This is a genomic window from Allobosea sp. 2RAB26, from assembly GCF_052115465.1.
GTDB lineage: Bacteria > Pseudomonadota > Alphaproteobacteria > Rhizobiales > Beijerinckiaceae > Allobosea.
Genome location: NZ_JBFRGS010000001.1, coordinates 125,750 through 149,834 on the forward strand (window position 1 = coordinate 125,750; position 24,085 = coordinate 149,834).

At 65.6% G+C, this 24,085-nt stretch carries 19 protein-coding genes; 12 read left to right on the forward strand and 7 right to left on the reverse strand.

The annotated features are described in order from the left end of the window. The first annotated feature begins 16 nt into the window (after positions 1-16). Positions 17-1,081 (forward strand): ferrochelatase, encoded by a 1,065-nt coding sequence (gene hemH / locus AB4118_RS00585; RefSeq protein ID WP_441487896.1) that lies wholly within the window; start codon positions 17-19, stop codon positions 1,079-1,081. A gap of 49 nt (positions 1,082-1,130) precedes the next feature. Here hemH and AB4118_RS00590 read toward each other — a convergent pair whose 3' ends face one another. Further along, a complete protein-coding gene (locus AB4118_RS00590) occupies positions 1,131-2,027 on the reverse strand; it encodes an alpha/beta fold hydrolase (protein WP_441487897.1) in 897 nt (298 codons plus the stop codon). Positions 2,028-2,111: 84 nt separating this feature from the next. On the opposite strand from AB4118_RS00590, the gene AB4118_RS00595 reads away from it, so the two are divergent. The 4 genes from AB4118_RS00595 to serA all read left to right on the forward strand — a co-directional run bounded on the left by AB4118_RS00595 (position 2,112) and on the right by serA (position 5,487). Next, a complete protein-coding gene (locus AB4118_RS00595; RefSeq protein WP_441487898.1) occupies positions 2,112-2,570 on the forward strand; it encodes a MarR family winged helix-turn-helix transcriptional regulator in 459 nt (152 codons plus the stop codon). A gap of 125 nt (positions 2,571-2,695) precedes the next feature. Next, the gene (locus AB4118_RS00600) at positions 2,696-3,676 is read left to right on the forward strand and encodes an SPFH domain-containing protein (RefSeq protein WP_441487899.1); all 981 of its coding nucleotides are present in this window, start codon (positions 2,696-2,698) and stop codon (positions 3,674-3,676) included. A 10-nt stretch (positions 3,677-3,686) separates the two neighbouring features. Then, entirely contained in the window at positions 3,687-4,133 is a 447-nt protein-coding gene (locus AB4118_RS00605; RefSeq protein WP_441487900.1) for an NfeD family protein, read from the forward strand. A 97-nt stretch (positions 4,134-4,230) separates the two neighbouring features. Then, positions 4,231-5,487, forward strand: a complete 1,257-nt coding sequence (serA, locus tag AB4118_RS00610; protein ID WP_441487901.1) for a phosphoglycerate dehydrogenase — start codon at positions 4,231-4,233, stop codon at positions 5,485-5,487. A 13-nt stretch (positions 5,488-5,500) separates the two neighbouring features. Here serA and AB4118_RS00615 read toward each other — a convergent pair whose 3' ends face one another. Both AB4118_RS00615 and AB4118_RS00620 read right to left on the reverse strand, forming a co-directional pair. After that, entirely contained in the window at positions 5,501-5,827 is a 327-nt protein-coding gene (locus AB4118_RS00615; RefSeq protein ID WP_441487902.1) for a DMT family transporter, read from the reverse strand. Next, positions 5,824-6,498, reverse strand: coding sequence for an FMN-dependent NADH-azoreductase (locus AB4118_RS00620; protein ID WP_441487903.1), 675 nt, complete (start codon positions 6,496-6,498; stop codon positions 5,824-5,826). The genes AB4118_RS00615 and AB4118_RS00620 overlap by 4 nt, the downstream gene beginning before the upstream one ends. A gap of 121 nt (positions 6,499-6,619) precedes the next feature. Between AB4118_RS00620 and AB4118_RS00625 the strand changes: the two genes are divergently transcribed. After that, positions 6,620-7,486 carry a LysR family transcriptional regulator gene (locus AB4118_RS00625; RefSeq protein ID WP_441487904.1) on the forward strand — a complete coding sequence of 289 codons (867 nt, stop codon included), beginning with the start codon at positions 6,620-6,622 and terminating at the stop codon, positions 7,484-7,486. 4 nt (positions 7,487-7,490) lie between these two features. Here AB4118_RS00625 and AB4118_RS00630 read toward each other — a convergent pair whose 3' ends face one another. Continuing rightward, positions 7,491-8,465: a KpsF/GutQ family sugar-phosphate isomerase gene (locus AB4118_RS00630; RefSeq protein WP_441487905.1), complete on the reverse strand. Its 975-nt coding sequence runs from the start codon at positions 8,463-8,465 to the stop codon at positions 7,491-7,493. A 197-nt stretch (positions 8,466-8,662) separates the two neighbouring features. Between AB4118_RS00630 and AB4118_RS00635 the strand changes: the two genes are divergently transcribed. Beyond that, complete coding sequence (locus tag AB4118_RS00635; protein ID WP_441487906.1) at positions 8,663-10,207, forward strand: outer membrane beta-barrel protein; 1,545 nt, start codon at positions 8,663-8,665, stop codon at positions 10,205-10,207. A gap of 98 nt (positions 10,208-10,305) precedes the next feature. Here the strand turns inward: AB4118_RS00635 and galU are convergent, their stop codons facing one another. Continuing rightward, positions 10,306-11,184: a UTP--glucose-1-phosphate uridylyltransferase GalU gene (galU, locus tag AB4118_RS00640; RefSeq protein WP_441487907.1), complete on the reverse strand. Its 879-nt coding sequence runs from the start codon at positions 11,182-11,184 to the stop codon at positions 10,306-10,308. 219 nt (positions 11,185-11,403) lie between these two features. Between galU and galE the strand changes: the two genes are divergently transcribed. The 3 genes from galE to AB4118_RS00655 all read left to right on the forward strand — a co-directional run bounded on the left by galE (position 11,404) and on the right by AB4118_RS00655 (position 15,019). Continuing rightward, a complete protein-coding gene (gene galE, locus AB4118_RS00645; protein ID WP_441487908.1) occupies positions 11,404-12,393 on the forward strand; it encodes a UDP-glucose 4-epimerase GalE in 990 nt (329 codons plus the stop codon). 88 nt (positions 12,394-12,481) lie between these two features. Next, complete coding sequence (locus AB4118_RS00650; protein ID WP_441487909.1) at positions 12,482-13,723, forward strand: lytic murein transglycosylase; 1,242 nt, start codon at positions 12,482-12,484, stop codon at positions 13,721-13,723. 63 nt (positions 13,724-13,786) lie between these two features. Next, positions 13,787-15,019, forward strand: coding sequence for an SGNH/GDSL hydrolase family protein (locus AB4118_RS00655; protein WP_441487910.1), 1,233 nt, complete (start codon positions 13,787-13,789; stop codon positions 15,017-15,019). Positions 15,020-15,166: 147 nt separating this feature from the next. On the opposite strand, the gene AB4118_RS00660 is transcribed toward AB4118_RS00655, so the two are convergent. Together AB4118_RS00660 and gltB are read right to left on the reverse strand one after the other, a co-directional pair. Continuing rightward, entirely contained in the window at positions 15,167-16,588 is a 1,422-nt protein-coding gene (locus tag AB4118_RS00660; protein ID WP_069879097.1) for a glutamate synthase subunit beta, read from the reverse strand. Positions 16,589-16,611: 23 nt separating this feature from the next. Continuing rightward, complete coding sequence (gltB, locus tag AB4118_RS00665) at positions 16,612-21,285, reverse strand: glutamate synthase large subunit (protein ID WP_441488333.1); 4,674 nt, start codon at positions 21,283-21,285, stop codon at positions 16,612-16,614. Between the two features lie 661 nt (positions 21,286-21,946). Between gltB and AB4118_RS00670 the strand changes: the two genes are divergently transcribed. Continuing rightward, entirely contained in the window at positions 21,947-23,011 is a 1,065-nt protein-coding gene (locus tag AB4118_RS00670; protein ID WP_441487911.1) for a threonine aldolase family protein, read from the forward strand. A gap of 86 nt (positions 23,012-23,097) precedes the next feature. Continuing rightward, on the forward strand, positions 23,098-24,048 hold the full coding sequence (locus AB4118_RS00675; protein WP_441487912.1) for a hypothetical protein: 951 nt from the start codon (positions 23,098-23,100) through the stop codon (positions 24,046-24,048). The last annotated feature ends 37 nt before the right edge of the window (positions 24,049-24,085 follow it).

Sequence of the window (24,085 nt, forward strand, 5' to 3'; positions counted from 1 at the left end):
CGAAAGTCCGGGATCGATGACAGTCAAGACCAAGCCCGCCGCCGGCCCACTCCCCGTGAAGCTGCCCTCCGACCATCGGCCGTTGCGTGGCTCGCGCATCGGCGTGCTGCTGATGAATCTCGGTACCCCGGAAGGCACGGGTTACTGGCCGATGCGGGCCTATCTCAAGGAATTCCTGTCCGACCGCAGGGTGATCGAGACCTCGCGCTGGGTCTGGTGGCCGCTGCTCAACCTCATCATCCTGACGACGCGGCCGGGCCGGAAGGGCAAGGACTATGCCTCGATCTGGAACAAGGAGCGCGATGAGGGGCCGCTGAAGACGATCACGCGCTCGCAGACCGAGCAGCTCGCGGAGCGGCTGAAATCCTATGCCGGCGAGCGCATCGTCTTCGACTGGGCGATGCGTTACGGCTTTCCCGATGTGAAAAGCCGGTTGAAGGCGCTGCAGGACCAGGGTTGCGACCGCATCCTGATGGTGCCGCTCTATCCGCAATATGCGGCGCCGACCTCGGCAACCGCCTGCGATCAGGCTTTTAGGGCGCTGATGCAGATGCGCTGGCAGCCCGCGGTCAGGGTCGCGCCGCCCTATCACGACGATCCCGTCTATATCGCGGCGCTCGCCACCTCGATGCGCGCCTCGCTCGCCAAGCTCGATTTCGACCCGGACGTGATCCTCTGTTCGTTCCACGGCATGCCGAAGGAATATCTGCTCAAGGGCGATCCTTATTACTGCCAGTGCGTCAAGACCTGGCGGCTGCTGCGCGACGAACTCGGCCTACCGGAAGAGCGCTTCCGCCTGACCTTCCAGTCACGCTTCGGGCCGGATGAGTGGCTGCAGCCCTATACCGACGAGACCGTGAAGGCGCTGGCCGAAGCAGGCACGAAATCGCTCGCCATCGTTGCGCCGGGCTTCTCGGCGGACTGCCTGGAAACCCTGGAAGAGCTCGATGTCGAGAACCGCGAGATCTTCCTGCACAATGGCGGCAAGCAGTTCGCCTATTTACCGTGCCTGAACGATTCCGACGAGGGGATCAGGGTGCTCGAGGCCGTCGTGCGCCGCGAGCTGATGGGCTGGGTGTAGCGCTTTCGCGCACCGGCTGCGGCAGCCGTTGCGGCCGCAGCGCAGAAGCCTAACCGGCCACGAACCGGCTGACGCTTTCGACCACTGCCTTCGCCTGCAGGATGCGGCGGTGGCCGAGCCCCTTCACGGGCTCGAGCGTGACGCCGGGCCCGGCTGCGGCCAAGGCCTCGGCATGGTGAAAACCCAGTTCCCGATCGTCGCGGCAATGGATCACCAGCGTCGGCTTGGCGAACGCTGCGAGCTGGTCACGGCCCTCGAAGGCCTCGACCGGGTTGCCAGCTACGACATGGATGCGTCGTTCCAGCGCCGCCTGGCCGCGCCGGCCGAGACCGATCGTCGTGCCGAACTGGCGGGTGATCTCGGTGATCGAGGAGGGGGCAGCGATCAGCGCCAGCCGGTTCGCCGTGACGGCCGGCTGCCCCGGTACGGTGCGGGCGAGCGCAGCCATGGCGATCGCGCCGCCGAAGGAATGAGTCACGATGGCGTGGACCGGTGCGAAGGCGCGCGCGACGGCAGCGAGGCTGGCGACACCGAGCGGAATATTGAGCTCGCTGCCCGTCGAGTCGCCATGGGCGGGCAGATCATAGGCGACGACACGGAAGCCGGCCGCGGTCAGCGGCGCCACGAAGGCGGTCATGAAGGCCGCCTCGCTGGTCCAGCCATGCAGGAGGATCACGGACGGCGAAGGGGAACCGGACGGCTTCTGCCCCTTCGGCTCGAAGAGATAGGCGGTGACCGAGCCACAGGGGTAGGGAATGGCGTGGCGTGTCGCGCCGGCCAGCCGTTCGGATGCGGCTTTGGTGGCCGCCTTTCGTTTCGCGGTTCCCTGTTGCCGCCGTGGCGGCGTACAAAAGGCCTTGAAGGCAAGATGCCCGGCCGTCTTCGGTGCAACGAAGCTGGAGAGGCGGATGAGCGGTCGAATGATACGGAGTGCTGAACCGGCCATGGTGCGACCTCTAGTTCGTTCAATGCTGAACAAATATGTTCAACCATGAACAAAAAGCAAGAGCCGATTTCGGCGAACTCCGACATGGCTCAGCCTGAGGACAGGCAGGTGCTGCCCTGGGAACTGCCGCGCTTCCATAACTGGATCGCGGTCGCGCGCGTGCACGCGCTCTGGAAGAAGGTGTTCAGCGAGGCGCTTGCGCCGCTCGGCATTCAGCTCGCGCATTATGACGTTCTTGCGAATGTCTTCCATGTGCCGGGCCTGACCCAGCAGGCGCTGGCGGAGAAGCTGCTCGTCGGCCGCAGCGCGATGAGCATGCTGCTGCCGGAGCTGGAGCGGCGCGAGCTGATCGAGCGTCGTGGCGACGAGGCTGACCGCCGCGTGCGCCGGCTCTGGCTGACGCCGGAAGGCGAGGTGCTGACGCGCAAGGCGATGGCGATCCATGTCCAGCGCATCGAGGCGATGATGCTCGTGCTCAGCGACGATGAATGCGCGATGGTCGGCGAGTTGATGCGGCGGGTCTCAAAGGCCTTGGAAGGCTGAGCGATGCAGCCCCCGCTTGCACATGGTCGTCGCAATCGTCAGGTTGCGTGCATCGGGGCCTCGGGCCCCTTTTGAACGCTGGAGCATGAAACTCCAGAGCGTGACCGGCGGACTGGCGGAGCCAAATGAATCAGATCTTCAGTTTCGACATCGTTGTCGTGATTCTGGTGCTGCTCGTCATCCTGACGATCGCGCTGGGGGTTCGCACTGTTCCGCAGGGCTATAATTATACGATCGAACGCTTCGGCCGCTATTCGCGTACGCTCGGGGCGGGCCTCGGCCTGATCGTGCCCTATATCGACCGGGTCGGCCACAAGGTGAATGTCATGGAGCAGGTGCTCGACATTCCGAGCCAGGAGGCGATCACCAAGGACAATGCCGGCGTCCGGATCGACGCTGCCGCCTTCTATCAGGTGCTCGACGCAGCCAAGGCCTGCTATGAGGTTTCGTCGCTCGATCAGGCCCTGATGGTGCTGACCATGACCAATATCCGCACCGTCGTCGGCTCAATGGATCTCGACCAGTTGCTGTCGCATCGCGACGAGATCAACGAGCGGTTGCTGCGGGTCATGGATGCCGCGGCTTCGCCCTGGGGCGTCAAGGTCACCCGCATCGAGATCCGGGATATCCTGCCGCCCGCGGATATCGCCGGCGCGATGAACCGGCAGATGAAGGCCGAGCGTGAGAAGCGCGCGGCGGTGCTGGAGGCGGAAGGCCTGCGGCAGGCCGAGATCCTCAAGGCGGAAGGGCAGAAGCAATCGCAGATCCTTGCAGCCGAGGGCCGCAAGGAAGCGGCGTTGCGCGATGCCGAGGCACGCGAACGGTTGGCCCAGGCCGAAGCGGCAGCGACAGCCATGGTCAGCGAGGCGATCAGCCGTGGTGATATCCAGGCCGCGAATTTCCTGATCGCCGAGCGCTATACCGATGCGCTCAAGGCCATCGCCAGCGCGCCAAACAGCAAGGTGGTGATCGTGCCGATCGAAGCAGCGGCGCTGGCCGGCACGGTCGGCGGCATCGCGCAGCTCACCCGCGCGGTCTTCGGCGAGGACGCGATCGAGGCGCGCCGCACCGGCTCGGTTCCCGCCTCCGGCCGGACGAGCGCCTGAGGGTACGACGATGCTGGACTGGTTTGGATCGATCGGAGGCTGGGGCTGGGTCGTGATCGGCCTCGTCCTGATTGGCGGCGAGTTGCTGGCACCCGGTGTCTTCCTGATCTGGCTCGGCCTTGCTGCACTGCTGACCGGGCTCGTGGTTGGGCTGACCGGGGTGGGCTGGCAAGGCGCGGCGCTGATCTTCGCGGCTTTGTCGGTCGCCAGCGTCCTTGCGGGCCGGGCCCTGACCCGGCGCAAGTCGGATGAACCGGATGCGGCGCAGGGCCTGAACGACCGCGGGCGGCAGCTGATCGGCAAGGTCTTCAGGCTCGATGCGACCATGACCGGTGGCGAGGGCCGCATCCGCGTCGGCGACTCCTCCTGGCGAATCACCGGGCCCGAGCTGCTGGCTGGCTCCGAAGTGCGGGTCGTGCGGGTCGACGGTGCGACGCTGGTGGTCGAGAAAGCCTGAACGTTGCGCCGCCAGCTCATCTCGCTGATGCGAAATCGGGCTGCCCATATCGATGCGCGGGGTCTATAGGGAACTCCCACCGCAAGCGAAGCGCACCATGCCAGACCAGACCGAACGCCTGTCGCTGCCAAAGGACCGGATCCGTGTCCTGCTGCTCGAAGGGATCAATGATTCCGCTGCCGATCTGATGGTCCAGGCCGGCTATACCAATATGATCCGGCTGCCCAAGGCACTCGATCACGATGAGCTGCTCAAGGCTGTCGAGAAGGTGCATGTGCTCGGCATCCGCTCGCGTTCGCAGCTCACGGCCGACGTTTTCGAGCGCGCAAGCCGCCTCTTTGCCGTCGGCTGCTTCTCGGTTGGAACCAATCAGGTCGACCTGCAGGCCGCCCGCGCGCGTGGCGTCCCCGTTTTCAATGCGCCGTTCTCGAATACCCGCAGCGTCGCCGAGCTCACCATCGGCGAGATCGTCATGCTGCTGCGGCGCATCCCCGACCGGTCGCGTTCGGCGCATGACGGCGGCTGGGACAAGTCGGCCAATGGCAGCTTCGAGGTGCGCGGCAAGACGCTCGGGATCATCGGCTACGGCAATATCGGCAGCCAGCTCTCGACACTGGCCGAGGCGATGGGCATGCGGGTGCTCTATTTCGACCACACCGACCGGCTGCGTCACGGCAATACCGAACCCGTCGACAGCCTGAAGCACTTGCTCGGCTCCTGCGACGTGGTCTCGCTGCATGTGCCGGAGACGCCCGCGACCCATGGCATGATCGGCAAGGCCGAGATCGCCGCGATGCGCAAGGGCAGCTATCTCATCAACAATTCGCGCGGCACCGTCGTCGATCTCGATGCGCTGGCCGAGGCGCTGGGCAGCGGCCATCTTGCGGGGGCCGCCGTCGATGTGTTCCCGAAGGAGCCTGCCTCGAACAGCGAGCGCTTCGTCTCGCCGCTGCAGGGCCTGCCCAATGTCATCCTGACGCCGCATGTCGGAGGCTCGACGGAGGAGGCACAGGAGCGCATCGGTGCCGAGGTGGCGCGCAAGCTGGTCGATTATTCCGATATCGGTTCGACTGTCGGCGCGGTGAACTTCCCGCAGGTGCAACTGGCGCCGCGTCCGATCGGGACGCGCTTCATCCATGTCCAGCGCAACGAGCCCGGCATGCTGCGGCGGCTGAACGACATCTTCGCCCGGCGCGAGGTCAATATCTCCGCCCAGAACTACCAGACCGATGGCGAGATCGGCTATGTCGTGATGGAGGCCGACCGCATCGGTGCCGATGCGGACGCCATCCTGGCCGAGATCAGGGCGCTCGACGGCACGATCCGGGCGCGGTTGCTCTACGAGAGGCAGTGAGCGGGTAACCCGCTCACGCCGTCGTCTTCAGCCCGACGATGCCGACGAGCACCAGCGCGATCCAGAAGAGACGGGCGATCGTGGCCGGCTCGCCGAAGACGAGGATGCCGACGAGCACCGAGCCGAGCGCGCCGATGCCTGTCCAGACCGCATAGGCCGTGCCGAGCGGCAGCACGTCCAGCGCCTTGATCAGAAGCACGACGAAGACGACCAGAAGCAGCACCGAGACAAGCGCCCAGTGCAGGTCGCGAAAGCCGTCGGCCTTCTTCATGCTGAGCGCCCAGGCGACATCGACGATGCCGGAGACGACGAGGGCGATCCAGGCCCAGCCCGTTGTCATGACGCACTCCTGAGCCGTTCCGTGCCAATTCCCACCGTGACTGCAAAGCTGGCGGCGATCTCTTCAAGACGGGTATGCGCATGCGCGCGGCCTTCAGCGACCTCCTGATCGGGACCGATCGTGGGCCCCTGGCCGACCACGATGGCGTCGCTGAGGCCAATGAAGCCGAGTGCTGCCTTGAGATAGGGCGTCGCAAGATCGGGCCGACCCCGGCTCGGCCCTTCGCTATAGTCGCCAGCGCTTGCGAGGATGGCGAGCGTCGGGCGCGACCTCAGCAGCGGCGTGTATCCCGTCGCAGGATCGAAGGAGAAGCTCAGCCCCGGCTGGGTGACGAGGTCGATCCAGTGCTTGAGCTTGTAGGGGATACCGAAATTCCACATCGGCGTCGCGATCAGCACGAGATCGGCTCCGGCGAGACGGGCGATCATTCCCTCGATGACCCGCCAGGCCGCCTGTTCCGGGGCGTTGAGATCGCGCCTGGCGAGGCGGGCATATTTCGCCGCCAGCATGGCGCCGTCGAATTCCGGCAGCTCCGCGGCCCAGAGGTCGAGCGTCTCGACCGAGAGTGTGGGCAGCCTTGCCTGGAGGGCGGCAAGGAAGTGCTGCGCGCTGGAAGACGAGGCCGAATCCGCCTTGCGCGGGGAAGCCTGGATGAAGAGCAGCCGTGTCATGTGACGCAAACCTCGTAACGTAGACGCTCCAAGCGGGAGCGCGACTGCATGAAAGGTGGATTGCGCTGATGCGACTTCAAATGCTTGATATGCGAAATGATTTCGCAAGAATGCGACGACGATGCTCACCCATGATGATCTCGCCCTGATCCTCGCGGTCGCGCGCGCCGGCCGGATGAAGCAGGTGGCCGAGATGCTCCAGACCCATCCGGCGACGGCCTATCGCAGGCTCGAGGCGCTGGAGCGTCGGCTTGGCAATCCGCTCTTCGAACGCGGGGTGGACGGCTATGTCCCGACGGTGCTCGCGGAGGAGATCATCCAGCGCGCGGGCGATATCGAGCAGCGGCTGGATGAACTGAACCGGGCGGTCGCGGGCCGGGACAACCGCCTCCGCGGCACGCTGAAGGTCACGACGGCCGATACGCTGGCCTATATCGTCGCGCCGATCGTGCTCAGCTTCGCGGACGCGCATCCGCAGATGTCGGTTGAGCTACAATTCTCCAATGCGATGGCCGATATGGCGCGCAACGAGGCCGATGTTGCCATCAGGCCGACGCATGCTCCGCCGGAAGCCCTGGTCGGGCAGCGGGCCGCGCGCTTCGGCTTTGCAGCCTATTCGGCGAATGACGACGGAGGTGTGCGAGACATGACCGAGCTTCTGGCGACTCGGCGATGGATCGGCCTTGCGCCGGCCCTGATGCATGCCCCGGCGGCGCGCTGGCTGCGTGATCACGTTCCGACGGAGCGTGTCGGTGCAAGCGTGGATTCGTTCTTCGCGGCGGCCGTTGCGGCGCGATCAGGGGCTCATGCACTTTTGCCGAGCTATCTCGGCGACGAGCCATCGCTCGGACTGGCTCGCCTGAGCGAGCCGGTTCCCGAGCTTGCATCCGAGATCTGGGTTTTGACCCATCCCGATCTGCGTCATGCGGCGCGGGTCCGGGCCTTCACCCGGCACGCGGCGAAGGCATTGCGCGAGCGATTGGCCTGACGGTTCAGGCGACGCCGAGCGTCAGCAGGTCATGCACATGCACGAGGCCGACCGGATGTTCCTCAGCGTCCGCGACGACCAATGCCGTGATGCGCAACCGGTTGACCATCTCGAGTGCCTCGACGGCCAGCGCATCGGGGGCGATGCGGCGCGGGGATGGGGTCATCACATCGCGGGCGCGCAAAGCGCTCGGCCCGCCGGAGCCGAGCTTGCGGCGCAGGTCGCCATCGGTGACGATGCCGGCGAGGCGCCCGTCGAGATCGGTGACAATCGCGCAGCCAAAACCCTTGGCCGAGATCATCGCGATCACATCCGGCAGCGCAGTGTCGAGGCCGACGCGGGGCAGGCCCTCGCCACGATGCATGATGCTCTCGACAGTCTTGAGCTGCGCGCCGAGCTTGCCGCCGGGGTGGTAGACGAAGAAATCCTGGCGCGAAAAGCCACGGGCCTCGAGCAGCGCAATCGCGAGCGCGTCGCCGAGCGCGATCTGCATGGTCGTCGAGGTCGTGGGGGCGAGCCCGTTCGGGCAGGCCTCTTCCGCCTTCGGGATCACGAGGGCAATGTCGGCCTCGCGGCCAAGCGCGCTCTCGGCATTGGCGGTCAGCGCGATCAGGCCGACGCGGAAACGGCGGGTATAGGCGACGATGGCGGACAGCTCCGCCGCCTCTCCGGACCAGGAGAGGGCGATGACGACATCCTCCGGCTGGACCATGCCGAGATCGCCATGGCTCGCTTCGGCCGGATGCACGAAGAGGGCAGGGGTCCCGGTCGAAGCCAAGGTCGCTGCGAGCTTACGCCCGACATGGCCCGATTTGCCCATGCCGGTGACGACGACACGGCCGGCGGCAGCGCGGATCAACTCCACAGCGGCTGCAAAGGGTTCGCCCAGGCCGTTGGCGAGCGCGGTGTGAAGCGTATCGAGCCCGGTGCGCTCGGTCGCGATGGTGCGGAGCGCCGAGGCGCGGATATCGGCTGTCATGGCTGGGGCGTCTAGCACAGTCCGGGCAGGGACTTCCACCGTCAAGCCTCGCAGCAGGACTGCCAAACCTCGCAGCAGGGCTGCCAAGCCTCGCAGCAGGGCTGCATTGACGGCACGTTAACCCTCTTCGTTCTAACTCCGTTAACCATGCGTGCCATCCGGGCGCGCCTTGGCTTGTTCCGGAGTTCGCTCTCCTCGTGTCCCGTCGCGTCACGACCGTGCTTTTGACAGGCGCTGCAGCAGCAGGCCTTGCGGCGGCATGGCCTGCGATCGACACGGCATGGGCGCAGCAGGCACGGGCCCCGAGCCTGCGCAGCACCTTCCCCGCCTATGTCGCCCAGGCCCAGGCGGCGCCGGATCAAACACAGCAGAGTGCGACCTCGCCGATTCCCGAGGCGGTGCGCGATCCGGCTGCCTTGATCCAGAACCAGCCTTCGACGATTTCCAACCGCGCGCCGCCGCGCGCCAGCCGTCCGGTACTGGCGCCCGGCCTTCGTGGCGTCACGCAGCGCCAGTTCCGCGCGCCGCAACCGGCCGTTTCGACATTGCCGCAACCAGGCTCGGCGGCTCCGCCGCCGCTGCGGCGGCGTTCGATCGTCGAGGAAGACCCCTACGCGCCGCTGGGGCTCAGGCTTGGCAATGTCATTCTGACCCCGGCGACGACGAATTCCGTTGGCTATGACAGCAATCCGCAGCGTGTCTCCGGCCCGAACAAGGGCTCAGGCTTCGCTCGTTACGAGGGCGAGCTTGGCATCCAGTCGGACTGGAACGTGCATCAGTTGAGGGGCAGGCTGCGCGGCGCCTATTCCGAGTATTTTCGCGATGGCGAAGCCTCGCGCCCGGACGGCGAGGGGGCGCTTGATCTTCGGCTCGATGCGACCCGCGATACCCGCATCCTGCTGGAAAGCCGCCTCAGGCTCGATACGCAGCGTCCCGGTTCGCCGGACCTCAATGCGCCGGTCGTCGGCCGGCCGCTGACCTATTTCTATGGCGGCTCGGCCGGTGTCACGCATGACATCAACCGTCTGCAGCTGACGCTACGGGGTTCAGTCGACCGCCAGGACTTCGAGAACGCGAAGCTGATCAGCGGCGCAACCCTGAGCCAGGCCGACCGCAACCAGACGGACTATGGCTTGCGGCTACGAGCCGGCTATGAGCTGACGCCGGGCCTCAGGCCTTTCATCCAGGGCGATATTGACACGCGCCAGTATGACCAGCGGGTGGATTCTAATGGATTTGAGCGCTCTTCGAACGGGTACACCGTCAGTGTCGGCTCCACTTTCGAAATCAGCCGGCTGGTCACGGGCGAAGTGTCCGTGGGCTATCAGGACCGGGCCTATGAGGATCCCCGGCTGAGGAACCTGCGCGGCATGGTTGGCGATGCCGCGATCCTGTGGACGCCGACCCCTTTGACGACGGTGACGCTGCGCGGCACGTCAGAGCTTGGCGATACGACGATCGCGGGCAGCAGCGGCACCTGGGCGCGCCGGGCCACCCTCGAGGTGGCTCATGCCTTGCGCCGCAATCTGACTGTGACCGGCTTCACCACCTTCGGCCGCACCGCCTATGAGGGGCAGGGGCTGCGCGAAGATTATACGGCGATCGGCGCCCGGCTCGAATACAAGCTGACGCGGACCTTCGCGGTGCGGGCGAGCTTCACCCATGAACGCCTGAACTCGACTGCGCCGAACTCGGATTACACGGCCAATGTCGCGCAGGTCGGCCTGCGGCTGCAGTTCTAAGCCAGGCTTGGCATGATGGCCGGCGCCGAGCCGGCCCTCTCATCACCTCGGGTTCCCGGGCCCGCATCGGGCCTGGCCCGGGAATCCCGGTGCGACGGTTACGCCTCGAGCAGCCGGTCGATTTCCGCGCGCAGTTGCGGGCCAAGGTCGCCGCGCTGGAGCGCATAGGCGATGTTGGCGGTCAGGAAGCCGAGCTTCGAACCGGTGTCGTAGATGTCCCCATCGAAGCGCACGGCGTAGAAGGGCTCCTGCCGGGATAGTGCGATCATCGAATCGGTGAGCTGGATTTCGCCGCCGGCGCCTGTTTCCTGGTTCGCCAGCAGATTGAAGATCGTCGGCTGCAGGATGTAGCGGCCGGTGATGTGCAGATTCGAGGGGGCCGTTCCCTTTGCCGGCTTCTCGACCATCTTCGTGATCTTCGAGACCTTGGCCTTCACGTCCTCGACGCCGACGATGCCGTATTGATGGGTCTGGTCGTCCGGCACCGGCGCCACGCCGATGTGGTTGCCGCCGTGCTTCTCGAAGGCGTCGATCATCTCGGCGAGGCAGCCCTTGCCGAGGCTGTGATGGAGCATATCCGGCAGCAGCAAGGCGAAGGGCTCGTCACCGATGACATCGCGTGCGCACCAGACGGCGTGGCCAAGGCCAAGCGGAGCCTGCTGACGGAGGAAGCTCGCGGCGCCCGCCGGCGGCAGATCCGCCCTGAGCGCCTCCAGTTCCTTCATCTTGCCGCGCTTGGCCAATGTGTCATCGAGCTCATAGGCGATATCAAAATGGTCTTCGATCACGCCCTTGTTGCGGCCGGTGACGAAGACGAAATGCTCGATGCCGGCTGCCCTGGCCTCGTCGACGACATGCTGGACGACCGGACGGTCGACGATGGTCAGCATTTCCTTGGGGACCGCCTTGGTGGCGGGAAGGAAGCGGGTACCAAGGCCCGCGACGGGAAGGACGGCCTTGCGGATGCGTTTCGTCATGAAAAACCCATTTCGCGCACCGAGCGTGGTGCGCCTGCGTCGGAAGGGCAAAGCGTAGGAAGCCGGCGTGCCCCGATCAATGCCAGCTGTTGCCAAGGCTGTCGCGCAATTCTGGCGAAAGGCGGGCCAGCCTGTTCCTGATACCAATCGTCGCTTGATGCGTCGTCAATCCTTTTTGCTTAAGGCCTATGCCAGAGCGATGACAATCGGAGACGATACATGACGATTCTGGTCTCGGGCGGCGCCGGCTATATCGGCAGCCATATGGTGCTGGAGCTGCTCGATCGCGGCGAAAAGGTCGTCGTGCTCGACGATCTCTCGACCGGCTTCTGGTGGGCCGTGCCCCCGGAAGCGACATTCGTACAAGGCGATATGGGCGATCAGGCTCTGGTCGAGCGCGTCATCGCCGAGCATGGCATCACCGAGATTGCGCATTTCGCAGCCAAGATCGTGGTGCCCGATTCGGTTTCCGATCCGCTTGGTTACTATCTCAATAACACCGTGAAGACGCGCGCCCTGCTCGAGAGCGCGGTGCGCGGTGGCGTCAAGCACGTGATCTTCTCCTCGACGGCAGCAGTCTATGGTGAGCCGGCCGTCAGCCCCGTGCCCGAGGAAATCGGACTTGCGCCGATCAACCCCTATGGCCGCTCGAAGCTGATGAGCGAGTGGATGCTCGGCGATGTCGCGCGTGCCCACGGCCTGACCTATGTGGCACTGCGCTATTTCAACGTGGCCGGGGCCGATCCGCGCGGCCGTTCCGGGCAGTCCGCGGCGAACGCCACCCATCTGATCAAGGTCGCGAGCCAGGCGGCGCTCGGCCAGCGCGCCGGGCTCGAGATCTTCGGCACGGACTATCCGACGCCGGATGGCACCTGCGTGCGCGACTATATCCACGTCACCGATCTGGCGCGGGCGCATCTGGCGGCGCTCGATCATTTGCGCGATGATGGCGCCAGCCTGACACTGAACTGCGGCTATGGTCGTGGCTATTCGGTGAAGGAGGTGGTCGAGGTGGTGAAGCAGGTGTCGGGGACGGATTTCCCGGTCAAGCTCTCGCCGCGCCGGGCCGGCGATCCGGCGTCCCTGGTTGCCAAGGCCGACCGCATCCGCGCCGAACTCGGGTGGCAGCCCGAACATGACGATCTGACGCAGATCGTCACGCAAGCCCTGGCCTGGGAAGAGGTTCTGCGGACCCGAAACGCGCGGTGATTGCGCTACGTTAACCCATGGTTAATCTTGTTCGGGCGCTGTTGCTGAAGTCGTTTACGCCCAGCCTGTCCTAGCAAGGTTTTTGCCCATGCGCCGCCTGTCCCTCGTCCTCGCCGTGGCCACAGCCAGCCTCGTCCCGGCGCTGGCTCAGACGACAGGCTCGATCAACGCCTCGGCGCGCTCGCACAGCACGAATGCTGCGACCGCCGGGCAGGGCCAGGCGTCCTTCGATGCCTTCCTGCAGCGGCTCTGGCCGCAGGCGCAGGCGCGCGGCATCTCGCGCAAGACCTTCGATCTGGCCTTTCGCGGGGTGACGCCGGATGCCTCGATCGTCGCGCTGACGAAGAAGCAATCGGAGTTTTCGGCGCCGATCTGGACCTATCTCAACAACGCTGTCGGTGGCACGCGCGTCGCACGCGGGCGTGACGCTGCCGCCGACAATGCAAGTACGCTCGCCCAGGTCGAAGCCCGCTATGGCGTGCCCAAGGAGGTCGTGCTCGGCGTCTGGGGCATGGAAACCAATTACGGTTCGTTCAAGGGCGACAAGGACACGATCCGCTCGCTCGCGACGCTCGCCCATATCCGCTATCGCGGCGACTTCTTCCGCGATGAACTGCTGACGGCGCTCGAGCTGATCGAAAAGGGCTATGTCGAGCGCAGCGAGCTGCGCGGCTCCTGGGCGGGAGCGATGGGGCACACCCAGTTCATGCCGTCGAGCTACATGAAATACGCCGTCGACTTCACCGGAGACGGGCATGCCGATATCTGGGCTTCGACCAGCGACGCACTGGCCTCGACCGCCAACTACCTCAAGGGCTATGGCTGGGTGCCGGGCCTGCCTTGGGGCATGGAAGTGAGGCTCCCGGAGAATTTCGATCACCGCATCAACAAGGCAAGTTTCTCTGCCTTCAACGCGGCAGGGGTGCGGCGGGCCGATGGGCGGGCGCTGCCATCCTCGGGTGAGGCGCGGCTGTTCTTTCCTGCCGGCTATCGCGGCCCCGTCATGCTGCTGACCGCGAATTTCGACGTCATCAAGAAATACAACTCCTCTGACGCCTATGCGCTTGCGGTCGGCCATCTCGGCGACCGGATCGCAGGGCGTCCGGCAATCCAGGCTGAATGGCCGGTCTCGGCGCCGCGGCTGGACATGGCAGGAACCAAGGATCTGCAGCGGCGGCTGAAGGTGCTTGGCTTCTATGATCATGATGCCGACGGGCGCATCGGCACCGGCACACGCGAGGCGGTGCGCCAATACCAGCTGAGCGCTGGCCAGATCGCCGATGGCTACCCGACGCCGGCGCTTCTCGCGCGCATGCGTGGGGCGCGCTGACTCCAGCCTCCGACCGCGGTATGATGCCGGCGAACTCCGTCGGCCGGTAGGACCGAGAGCGCCATGCGTTTGCGTTCACTTCTGATGGTTCTGGGGGCTGCCCTGCTCCTGCTGCTGACCGGCGGGCCGTCCTCCTTTGCCGAGAACGACACGATGCTGACGCGTGATCCCACGCTGCAGCGTGGCCGCGGGTTCGTTTTTCCCTTCAGCCGACTTCAGCCGCAGCCCCAGCCCGCGCCACAGCGCCAGCGCGTGGCGCCAGCCCAGGCACGCAGGACGTCGCCAGTGGTCGTACGCGACGATCCGGTCATCCCCAAGGTCGATGTCAGCTACCATATCGTCGTGCTGGGGGATTCGCTTGGCGATCTCGTGGTCGGCGGGCTCGTCGAGGCCTTGAATGATCGTCCCGACGTCGCGGTGATGCGCAAGACGAAACTCGAATCCGGTCTTGTCCGCACCGATTTCTACGATTGGCCCAAGGCGGTCACCGATCTGCTGGCGAGCGACCAGAAGATCACCGTCGCCGTAATGCTGCTCGGGCTCAATGATCGGCAAGCGATCCGTGAAGGCGAGACCCTTCATGAGCCGCTGAGCGAGCGTTGGCTGGAACTCTATCGGGATCGGGTCGACGGCATCGCCGGGGCTTTTGCGGCGAAACGCATTCCCTTGCTCTGGGTCGGTCTCCCGCCCGTCCAGAATTCACGCCTTACCGCCGACTATGTCATTCTCAACGACGTCTATCGGCAGCGTGTCGAGCGGGCCGGCGGCCAGTACATCGATCTCTGGGGCGGTTATGTCGATGCCGAGAACCGCTATAGGGCGATGGGGCCCGATGTATCCGGGCAGACGACGCGATTGCGCACCGCCGACGGCATTCATTTCACCAAGGCGGGGGCACGCAAGGCCGCTCACTTCATCGATGTGGTGATCCGCCGTCTGATCGAGGGGCGTCCGGAACAAGGCGTGATCGCGCTTCCGGTCGCGCCCGAGACCGGGGCTCCAAGCAATCCGGAACTGCAGGCCGGCGGCATCGAACGCCTGATCGACCGTATGGTCCAGGGATTGCCCGACCTCGGCGGCCTTGGCCCCTTGCTGCAGGCAAAGCCGCTCGCAGGTCCGATCATGCCGCTGACAGGGGTGTCGTCCAATGGGGACCGGGCGCTGCTCGCCTCGATCCAGGAGGCGAGAGGACGGGGCGACCTCGCCACCCAGCTCGACCGCGTGTTCGGCGAGGGGGTCGCGAGCGAACCGAAGCCGGGTCGCATCGACGATTACCGCTGGCCGCGCCGGAACTGACCGGAACCGACACGAATATACCGCTTCCCTTCGGGAGAAGGGGAGCCCCGCAGCGCCGAGGCGGGCGAGGGGCCACTCGGGCCACCTGCTCCCCTCATGCGCCGTCCGCTGCGGCATGTCCTCCCCCGAGCGGGAGAAGGGATCTCCCTATCGCGGCAGGATGGTCTCGCCCATCAGGTGCTTGTCGATGGAATGGGCCATCTGGCGACCCTCGCGGATCGCCCAGACGACCAGCGACTGGCCGCGGCGCATATCGCCGGCGACAAACACCTTCTCGACCGAAGTCTTGTAGGCGAGCGTGTTCGCCTCGACATTGCCGCGCTTGTCGAGCGTGACGCCGAGCTTCTCGATCAACCCTTCACGGACCGGCGAGACGAAGCCCATGGCGAGCAGGACGAGATCGGCCCTGAGGTCGAACTCGGTGCCCGGGATCGGCTTCAGCGCATTGTCGACGCGGGCGCAGTTCAGCCTGCGGACCTGGCCATTCTCGCCGGTGAACTTCAGCGTGGTGATGGCGAAGTCGCGCTCGGCCCCCTCCTCGTGACTGGAGGAGGTTCGGAGCTTGAGCGGCCAGTTCGGCCAGGTCAGCGCCTTGTTTTCCTTCTCCGGCGGCTGCGGCATGATCTCGATCTGAGTCACCGAGAGCGCACCCTGGCGCACCGAGGTGCCGATGCAGTCAGACCCGGTATCGCCGCCGCCGATGACCACGACATGCTTGCCCGTCGCCAGGATCTCGGCACCATTGCCGTTGGCTGCCTCGCCGCCGACGCGACGGTTCTGCTGCGGCAGAAAATCCATGGCGAACTGGATGCCAGCGAGCTCGCGACCCTCGATCGGCAGATCACGCGGCTTCTCGGCGCCACCGGTCAGGCCGACGGCGTCATAGCGCGCCAGCAACTCGGCCGGGTCGATATCGACGCCGACATTGGCATTGTAGTGGAAGACGACGCCTTCGGCCTCCATCTGGCGGACACGGCGCTCGACATGGGACTTCTCCATCTTGAAGTCCGGAATGCCGTAGCGCAGCAGGCCGCCGGCGCGCGCCTGGCGCTCATAGAGATGCACCTCGTGGCCGACACGGGCGAGTTGCTGGGCCGCAGCGAGGCCCGCCGGACCGGAGCCGATGATGGCGATCTTCCTGCCGGTCTTGGCACGCGGCAGCTGGGGGATGATCCAGCCCTCCTGCCAGCCCTTGTCGACGATCGCACATTCGATCGATTTGATGGTGACCGGCGTGTCCTCGAGATTCAGCGTGCAGGACGCCTCGCAGGGGGCAGGGCAGACGCGGCCGGTGAACTCCGGGAAGTTGTTGGTCGAGTGCAGGTTGTCCAGCGCCTCGCGCCACTTGTCGTTGTAGACGAGGTCGTTCCAGTCCGGGATCTGGTTGTTGACCGGACAGCCGTTGTGACAATACGGGATGCCGCAATTCATGCAGCGCGCCGCCTGGTCGCGGGTTGCCTCCGCGCCGAGCGGAATGACGAATTCCTTGTAGTTCCTGATCCGGTCCGAAGCCGGAAGGTACTTCCGGTCGCGACGGTCGATCTCGAGGAAGCCGGTTACCTTGCCCATCGTCTCACATCCGCCTGATTGGGTTACTCGGCCGCGACCGACATGCCGGCTTGCGCCCGCTCGATTTCGAGGAGGGCACGCCGGTATTCGACCGGCATGACCTTGACGAATTTGGGCAGGTATTCCGTCCAGTTCTCGAGAATGTCCTTGGCCCGCTGCGAGCCCGTGTAGCGGTGATGATCGGCGACGAGCTGGTGCAGGCGCTCGGCGTCGTAGCCTGACATGTTGGCCATCACGTCGATCCGGCCCTTGAACTCGAGGTCGCCGCCATGGTGGTGGATGCGCTGCATCAGCTCCTCCTCCTCGGTGACCGGCTCGAGATCGACCATGGAGAGGTTGCAGCGCTTGGCGAAGCTCTTGTCCTCGTCGAGCACATAGGCGACACCGCCCGACATGCCGGCCGCGAAGTTGCGGCCGGTCTGGCCGAGCACGACGACGACGCCGCCGGTCATGTATTCGCAGCCATGATCGCCGGTGCCCTCGACCACGGCGATCGCGCCGGAGTTGCGCACGGCGAAGCGCTCGCCGGCGACGCCGCGGAAGTAGCATTCGCCCGAGATTGCGCCGTAGAGCACGGTGTTGCCGACGATGATCGAATTCTCGGCGATGGTTTGCGCATCCGGCGACGGCCGGATGATCAGCTTGCCGCCTGAGAGACCCTTGCCGACATAGTCATTGGCCTGGCCCGTGAGATCGAGTGTGACGCCATTGGCGACCCAGGCGCCAAAGCTCTGGCCGGCCGTGCCGGTGAGCTTCACCGTGATCGTGTCCGCCGGCAGGCCGGCATAGCCGTAGCGCTTGGCGACTTCGCCCGAGAGCATCGCACCGGTCGAGCGGTCGACGTTGCGGATCGGGCTCGTGATGACCACAGCCTCGCCCTTGTCGAGGGCGGATGCAGCCTCGGCGAGCAGCGTCCGGTCGAGCACGGTGTCGATCGGGTGCTTCTGGCGCTCGACATGGCGGATGGCGACTTCGCCCTTCACCTCCGGCTTGTGGAAAATCCGGGTGAAGTCGAGTCCCTTTGCCTTCCAGTGGTCGATCGCCTGCTTCTTGTCGAGCCAGTCGGAGCGGCCGACGAGATCGTCAAACCTGGCGACGCCGAGGCTCGCCATGATCTCGCGCACGTCCTCGGCGAGGAAGAAGAAGAAGTTGATGACGTGCTCGGGCGCGCCCTTGAAGCGCTTGCGCAGCACCGGATCCTGGGTCGCGACGCCGACCGGGCAGGTGTTGAGGTGGCACTTGCGCATCATGATGCAGCCGGCCGCAATCAGCGGAGCGGTGGCAAAGCCGAACTCGTCGGCGCCGAGCAGGGCACCGATGACGATGTCGCGGCCGGTGCGAAGCCCGCCATCGACTTGCAGCGCGATACGCCCGCGCAGCTTGTTCAGCACCAGGACCTGATGGGTCTCGGCGAGGCCGATCTCCCAGGGTGATCCAGCATGCTTGATCGAGGTCAGCGGCGAGGCGCCGGTGCCGCCCTCATAGCCCGAGATGGTGATGTGGTCGGCGCGCGCCTTGGCGACGCCGGCCGCAACCGTGCCGACGCCGAGCTCCGAGACGAGCTTGACCGAGACATCGGCCGCCGGGTTGACGTTCTTCAGGTCGAAGATCAGCTGGGCCAGATCCTCGATCGAGTAGATGTCGTGATGCGGCGGCGGCGAGATCAGGCCGACGCCCGGGGTCGAATGCCGGACCTTGGCGATGCGCGCGTCGACCTTGTGGCCGGGCAGCTGGCCGCCCTCGCCGGGCTTGGCGCCCTGCGAGATCTTGATCTGCATCATGTCGGAATTGGCGAGGTATTCGACCGTGACGCCGAAGCGGCCGGAGGCGACCTGCTTGATCGCCGAGCGCATCGAGCGGCCGTCGGGCAGCTTGACGAAGCGCTCTGGCTCCTCGCCGCCTTCGCCGGTGTTCGACTTGCCGCCGATCGTGTTCATGGCGATGGCGAGCGTCGAATGCGCCTCATGGCTGATCGAGCCAAAGGACATGGCGCCGGTGGAGAAACGGCGCACGATCGAGGCCGCCGACTCGACCTGATCGAGCGGGATCGGCTTGGTGCCGAGCGCGTCGGCATCCTTGACCTGAAACAGCCCGCGGATCGTCGAGAAGCGCTGGCTCTGGTCGTTCACCAGCTCGGCATAGGCCTTGTACTTGTCCTGCGCATTGCCGCGGACGGCATGCTGGAGCAGCGAGATGTTCTCCGGCGTCCAGGCATGGTCCTCGCCGCGGATACGGAAGGCGTATTCGCCGCCGATATCGAGCGCATCGCGATAGACCGGCGAGTCGCCGAAAGCATCGCGATGACGGCGCACGGTTTCTTCCGCGAGCTCAGGCAGGCCGACGCCCTCGATCGAGGACACGGTGCCGGCAAAGTACTTGTTGATCGTCTCGGTCTTCAGGCCGATCGCGTCGAAGATCTGCGCGCCGCAATAGGACTGATAGGTCGAGATGCCCATCTTGGACATGACCTTGAGCAGGCCCTTGCCGACAGACTTGATGAAGCGCTTGACGACCTCGTAGCGGTCGACCTCCGGCGGGAACTCGCCGGCCTCGTAGAGCGCCTCGAGCGTCTCGAAGGCGAGATAGGGGTTGATCGCCTCGGCGCCGAAGCCGGCAAGACAGGCGAAGTGATGGATTTCGCGCGGCTCGCCGGATTCCACAACGAGACCGACCGAGGTGCGCAGGCCCTTGCGGATCAGGTGGTGATGGACAGCGGCCGTCGCCAGCAGAGCCGGGATCGGGATGCGGTCCGGTCCCACCTGCCGGTCGGAGAGGATGATGATGTTGTAGCCGCCATGCACGGCCGCCTCGGCCCGTTCGCAGAGCCGTGCGATAGCGCCTTCCATGCCGGCTGCGCCTTCGCGCGCGGGATAGGTGATGTCGATCGTCTTGGTGTCGAACCGGTCCTCGTAGTGACCGATGCAGCGGATCTTCTCGAGATCGTCATTGGTCAGGATCGGCTGGCGCACTTCGAGGCGCTTGCGGCGCGAGGTGCCCTCCAGGTCGAGGATGTTCGGCCGCGGCCCGATGAAGGAGAGCAGGCTCATCACCAGCTCTTCGCGGATCGGGTCGATCGGCGGATTCGTGACCTGTGCGAAGTTCTGCTTGAAATAGGTGTAGAGCAGCTTCGACTTCGAGGAGAGCGCCGAGATCGGCGTGTCGGTGCCCATCGAGCCGACGGCCTCCTGGCCGGTCACGGCCATGGGCGCCATCAGGATCTTGGTGTCTTCCTGGGTGTAACCGAAGGCCTGCTGACGATCGAGCAGGGCGACATCGGTGCGTGAGGCGCGCGCCTCGACCGGCGGCAGCTCCTCCAGCACGATCTGGGTACGCTTCAGCCAGTCCTTGTAGGGATTGGCGAGGCAGAGCGAGGTCTTGATCTCGTCATCGCCGATGATGCGGCCTTGATCGAGATCGATGAGCAGCATCTTGCCGGGCTGGAGACGCCACTTCTGGACGATCTTCTCTTCCGGGATCGGCAGCACGCCATATTCCGAAGCGAGCACGACGAGACCGTCATCGGTGACGAGATAGCGCGCGGGCCGCAGGCCGTTGCGGTCAAGCGTCGCGCCGATCTGCTTGCCGTCGGTGAAGGCGATGGCGGCAGGGCCGTCCCAAGGCTCCATCAAGGCGGCGTGATATTCGTAGAAGGCGCGGCGCTCTTCATCCATGAGCGGGTTGCCGGCCCAGGCCTCGGGCACGAGCATCATCATGGCATGGGCGAGCGAATAGCCGCCCTGGACCAGGAATTCGAGTGCGTTGTCGAAGCAGGCGGTGTCGGACTGGCCCTCATAGGAAATCGGCCAGAGCTTCGAGATATCCGCGCCAAACAGCTCGGAATCGACCGAGGCCTGACGAGCAGCCATCCAGTTGACGTTTCCGCGCAGCGTGTTGATCTCGCCATTATGCGCCACCATCCGGTAGGGGTGGGCAAGGCGCCAGGACGGGAACGTGTTGGTGGCGAAGCGCTGGTGGACAAGCGCGATCGCGCTCTCGAAGCGCGGATCGGTCAGGTCCTTGAAATAGGAGCCGAGCTGCGTGACGAGCACCATGCCCTTGTAGACGATGGTGCGGGCCGACATCGAGACCGGGTAATAGGTCGCGGTGGCGCGGTCCTGGCGCTTGTAGACCTTGTTCGAAACAGACTTGCGCAGGACATAGACCTTGCGCTCGAAATCATCCTCGTCGGTGATCTCGACCGGACGGCCAACGAAAAGCTGGCGATGGGTCGGCTCGGTTTCCTTCACCGCCTCGCCGAGGTCGCTGTTATCGACCGGTACGTCGCGCCAGCCGAGGAAGACCAGGCCTTCCTCCTCGACCGTCTGTGCGACGATCTCCTCGCAGACGGCGCGATCGCCGGCATCCTGCGGCATGAAGAACTGGCCGATGGCGTAGTGGCCGGGCTCGGGCAGGGCGATGCCGAGCTTCGCGCATTCCTCTTGGAAGAAGCGATGCGGAATCTGGGTGAGGATACCGCAACCATCGCCGAGCTTGGGGTCGGCGCCGACAGCGCCGCGATGGTCGATATTGTGCAGGATCTGCAGGCCCTGCTCGACGATCGCATGGGTCTTGCGGTTCTTCATGTCGGCGATGAAGCCGACGCCGCAGGAATCCTTCTCGAAGGACGGATCGTAGAGGCCCTGGCGTTCGGGCATGGCCGGATCGCGCACCGTCAGGACCGGCTCGGTGGCCGTCATGGTCGTCACAGCTTTGCTGCTGAAGACACCCGACTTGCTGGTTCCGCTCATCGTCAAACCCCGCTTGCCATACCCCTCGCGCTTCCGCCGAGAGACCCGCATCAGTCTACATCGCCGTCCGCACCGGCCCCTGCTGGCCTTCAAGGCAGCAAGGATGGAGCCAGTCCGGCCAGGTTCGTCTGTCAGAGGGGGGCTTGCGCTGTTTTAATCCCGCGCCCGCGTCCTCCGCAGGCGCCTCGGGCTTCCCAGAGCCCTGTCGCGCCTGTTTACGCCGCCGTTTTACGGGCGGCGCGTTTACGGTTGGCTGTGGCGGTCGTGGCCGTGCCCCTCGTCATTGCTCCGCTCCGTTGCGATCGTCCGACATCAGGCTCGCGGCCTCATGTCAGCGCGGTGAAAAATGGGACAGTAACACTGTCCTATTGAGACGAATTTGCCAGAATTCTAATGTCGGCACAAGCGTGAATTTTGGGCGGATTGGAAATATTGTTGCGATATGCGTTTCGATGGCGACATTTCCGGGATGAAAGGCACAGTTGGGTCGCACGCTTCTTGTCCGAAGGGCTTATACCGGCGGCGGCCGGTCCGGGCTCAGTCGCGCCGTGCAAGGCGTCATTCCGGCCTTGCGCTTGGCAGGGCGCGCCCGCCTCGCTAACGCTCGTTCATGAACTTCATCAGCGACAATACGGCGGGTGCGAGCGCCCCGGTGATGGCCGCGATCGCGGCCGCCAATGACGGCGCAGCGGCCGCCTATGGCACCGATATCTGGACCCAGCGCGTCGAACGGCTCTTTGCCGAGCTGTTCGAGCATGAGGTCTCGGTTTTCCTGGTGACCAGCGGCACGGCTGCGAACGCGCTGGCGCTGGCCTGCCTGACGCGCCCCTGGGGCGCGGTCCTGACCCATCAGGAAAGCCACGTCGCCGATGACGAGTGCGGCGCGCCGGAATTCTTCGGCGACGGCGCCAAGCTCATCGGCCTGCCCGGTACCGGCAACAAGATCACGCCTGAGTCCGTGACCAAGGTCTTGGCGCGGATGCGCGAGGGCGCGCTGCATCAGGTGCAGCCGCAGGCGGTCTCGATCACGCAGGCAACCGAATGCGGGTTGGTCTATCGTCCCGACGAGGTGCGGGCCCTGAAGCAGGCGGCCGAGCCACGCGCCCTGAAGCTGCATATGGATGGCGCCCGCTTTGCCAATGCGCTGGTCACGCTGGGCTGCTCTCCAGCCGAGATCACCTGGAAGGCGGGCGTCGACGTCCTGTCCTTTGGCGGCACCAAGAATGGCGCCTGGGCAGCCGAGGCCGTGGTCTTCTTCGATCAGGCCTTGGCTGCTGAAATGAAATGGCGGCGCAAGCGGGCCGGTCATACTCTTTCCAAGGGCCGGCTGATCGGCGCACAATTCGAGGGCCTCTTGGCCGGCGGCCATTGGCTGGCGCTGGCGCGCCACGCCAACGCGATGGCGTCCCGGCTGTCCGAGGCGGTTGCGAGAGGCGGCTCGGTGCGGTTGGCCTGGCCCTGCGAGGCCAATACGGCGTTTCTCGTCCTCGATGCTGCAACGCAGGAGCGCCTGAAGGCGGCCGGGGTCGGCTATCACGCCTGGTCCGACACCGCGCTTCCCGACGATGCAGCGCTTGCATCGGGCGATATTGTCGGTCGGTTCGTGATGTCCTTTGCGACGCGCTCCGAGGATGTCGAACAGCTGATCTCGCTGCTGAACGCGCCGTCTCGCTGAAATATCCCCTGATTGACGCCGCATGGGTGCCGTAATCCCTAAGGAAGACTGAAGCCCCCGTTCGGTCCGTTAACAAGGATGGAGATATGGCTTCTGTTTCGACCGCGCGCTCGCGCGCCGCGCTGATCGGCCTGGCTGTTGCCGGCGCGCTGGCGGGCTCGGCCGGTGGAGCCGCCGCGCAGTATTATTACGACTATGGCTACGAATATGTGCCGCGTCGCGCTTATGGCTATGGTTACGGCTATCGCTATGCGCCGCCGCCTGCGCCGTTGTCTTCACGGAGCATCGCCGAGATCGCCATCCGCGAGCACAGACTCGCCCAGGTCGACCGCACCACGCGCACCGAGTCCGATTTTGTGGTCGATGGGCGCATGGCGAATGGCCGGCGCGTACGGCTGATCTTCGATCGTTTCAGCGGCGATCTCGTCCGGCGGGTGAACCTGCAGACTCCTGAACGAATGAGGGGACCCGCCCCGGATGTCGCGCGCGTCGATCCGCGTGAGCATGCCCCGGCTCAACCGCGGTTGCTGCCGCTCCCGCCGGAGCGCCCCGATTCGCTCAAGGCTCCGGCTGAGGCGAACGCGCCTGCCCAAGTCGTTCCGGCGTCCCCGGCCGCACCGATGCCGGCTCCTGAACCGGAGAAGGCGCCAGCTCCTCCCGCCGAGGCGAGCGCGCCTGCAACGGTCATGCCCCCGTCTCCGGCGGCGCCGACACCGCCAGCCGAACAGGCAAAACCTGTCGAGCAGGCTCCTGCCCAGGCTCGTGCGCCAGCAACCGAGGCTCCGTCCACGCCGGCAACACCCGTCGCGCCGACGCCGGGCCCGACCACGCCATCCGGCGAGGAGAAGCCGAAGCTGGTGAACCCCGACGATGTTCGCGGAACGGAGACTCCCGAGCACAAGCCGCCGCTTGCGAAGGCTGAATCGCCGGAGATCAAGGCTTCGCCGGTCGAGCTGCCACCGGTCCAGATCGAGGATCCGGCGCCCTCCACACCGCGCCCGGCGACGCCTGCCGTTCCGGTCGCGCCTCTCGACTGAGAGACGATCGCCAATTCCAGGCGTGAAAAGGGCGCCC

What these genes read in the sequence shown, in the direction of transcription:
- AB4118_RS00650 (WP_441487909.1), top strand. Translation starts at nt 12,482, where the DNA reads ATGCGCCGCCTGTCCCTCGTCCTCGCCGTGGCCACAGCCAGCCTCGTC.
- AB4118_RS00625 (WP_441487904.1), top strand. Translation starts at nt 6,620, where the DNA reads ATGCTCACCCATGATGATCTCGCCCTGATCCTCGCGGTCGCGCGCGCC.
- AB4118_RS00600 (WP_441487899.1), top strand. Translation starts at nt 2,696, where the DNA reads ATGAATCAGATCTTCAGTTTCGACATCGTTGTCGTGATTCTGGTGCTG.
- AB4118_RS00660 (WP_069879097.1), bottom strand. Translation starts at nt 16,588, where the DNA reads ATGGGCAAGGTAACCGGCTTCCTCGAGATCGACCGTCGCGACCGGAAG.
- AB4118_RS00590 (WP_441487897.1), bottom strand. Translation starts at nt 2,027, where the DNA reads ATGGCCGGTTCAGCACTCCGTATCATTCGACCGCTCATCCGCCTCTCC.
- AB4118_RS00675 (WP_441487912.1), top strand. Translation starts at nt 23,098, where the DNA reads ATGGCTTCTGTTTCGACCGCGCGCTCGCGCGCCGCGCTGATCGGCCTG.
- hemH (WP_441487896.1), top strand. Translation starts at nt 17, where the DNA reads ATGACAGTCAAGACCAAGCCCGCCGCCGGCCCACTCCCCGTGAAGCTG.
- AB4118_RS00670 (WP_441487911.1), top strand. Translation starts at nt 21,947, where the DNA reads ATGAACTTCATCAGCGACAATACGGCGGGTGCGAGCGCCCCGGTGATG.
- AB4118_RS00630 (WP_441487905.1), bottom strand. Translation starts at nt 8,465, where the DNA reads ATGACAGCCGATATCCGCGCCTCGGCGCTCCGCACCATCGCGACCGAG.
- AB4118_RS00595 (WP_441487898.1), top strand. Translation starts at nt 2,112, where the DNA reads ATGGCTCAGCCTGAGGACAGGCAGGTGCTGCCCTGGGAACTGCCGCGC.
- serA (WP_441487901.1), top strand. Translation starts at nt 4,231, where the DNA reads ATGCCAGACCAGACCGAACGCCTGTCGCTGCCAAAGGACCGGATCCGT.
- galE (WP_441487908.1), top strand. Translation starts at nt 11,404, where the DNA reads ATGACGATTCTGGTCTCGGGCGGCGCCGGCTATATCGGCAGCCATATG.
- galU (WP_441487907.1), bottom strand. Translation starts at nt 11,184, where the DNA reads ATGACGAAACGCATCCGCAAGGCCGTCCTTCCCGTCGCGGGCCTTGGT.
- AB4118_RS00655 (WP_441487910.1), top strand. Translation starts at nt 13,787, where the DNA reads ATGCGTTTGCGTTCACTTCTGATGGTTCTGGGGGCTGCCCTGCTCCTG.
- AB4118_RS00620 (WP_441487903.1), bottom strand. Translation starts at nt 6,498, where the DNA reads ATGACACGGCTGCTCTTCATCCAGGCTTCCCCGCGCAAGGCGGATTCG.
- gltB (WP_441488333.1), bottom strand. Translation starts at nt 21,285, where the DNA reads ATGACGGCCACCGAGCCGGTCCTGACGGTGCGCGATCCGGCCATGCCC.
- AB4118_RS00615 (WP_441487902.1), bottom strand. Translation starts at nt 5,827, where the DNA reads ATGACAACGGGCTGGGCCTGGATCGCCCTCGTCGTCTCCGGCATCGTC.
- AB4118_RS00605 (WP_441487900.1), top strand. Translation starts at nt 3,687, where the DNA reads ATGCTGGACTGGTTTGGATCGATCGGAGGCTGGGGCTGGGTCGTGATC.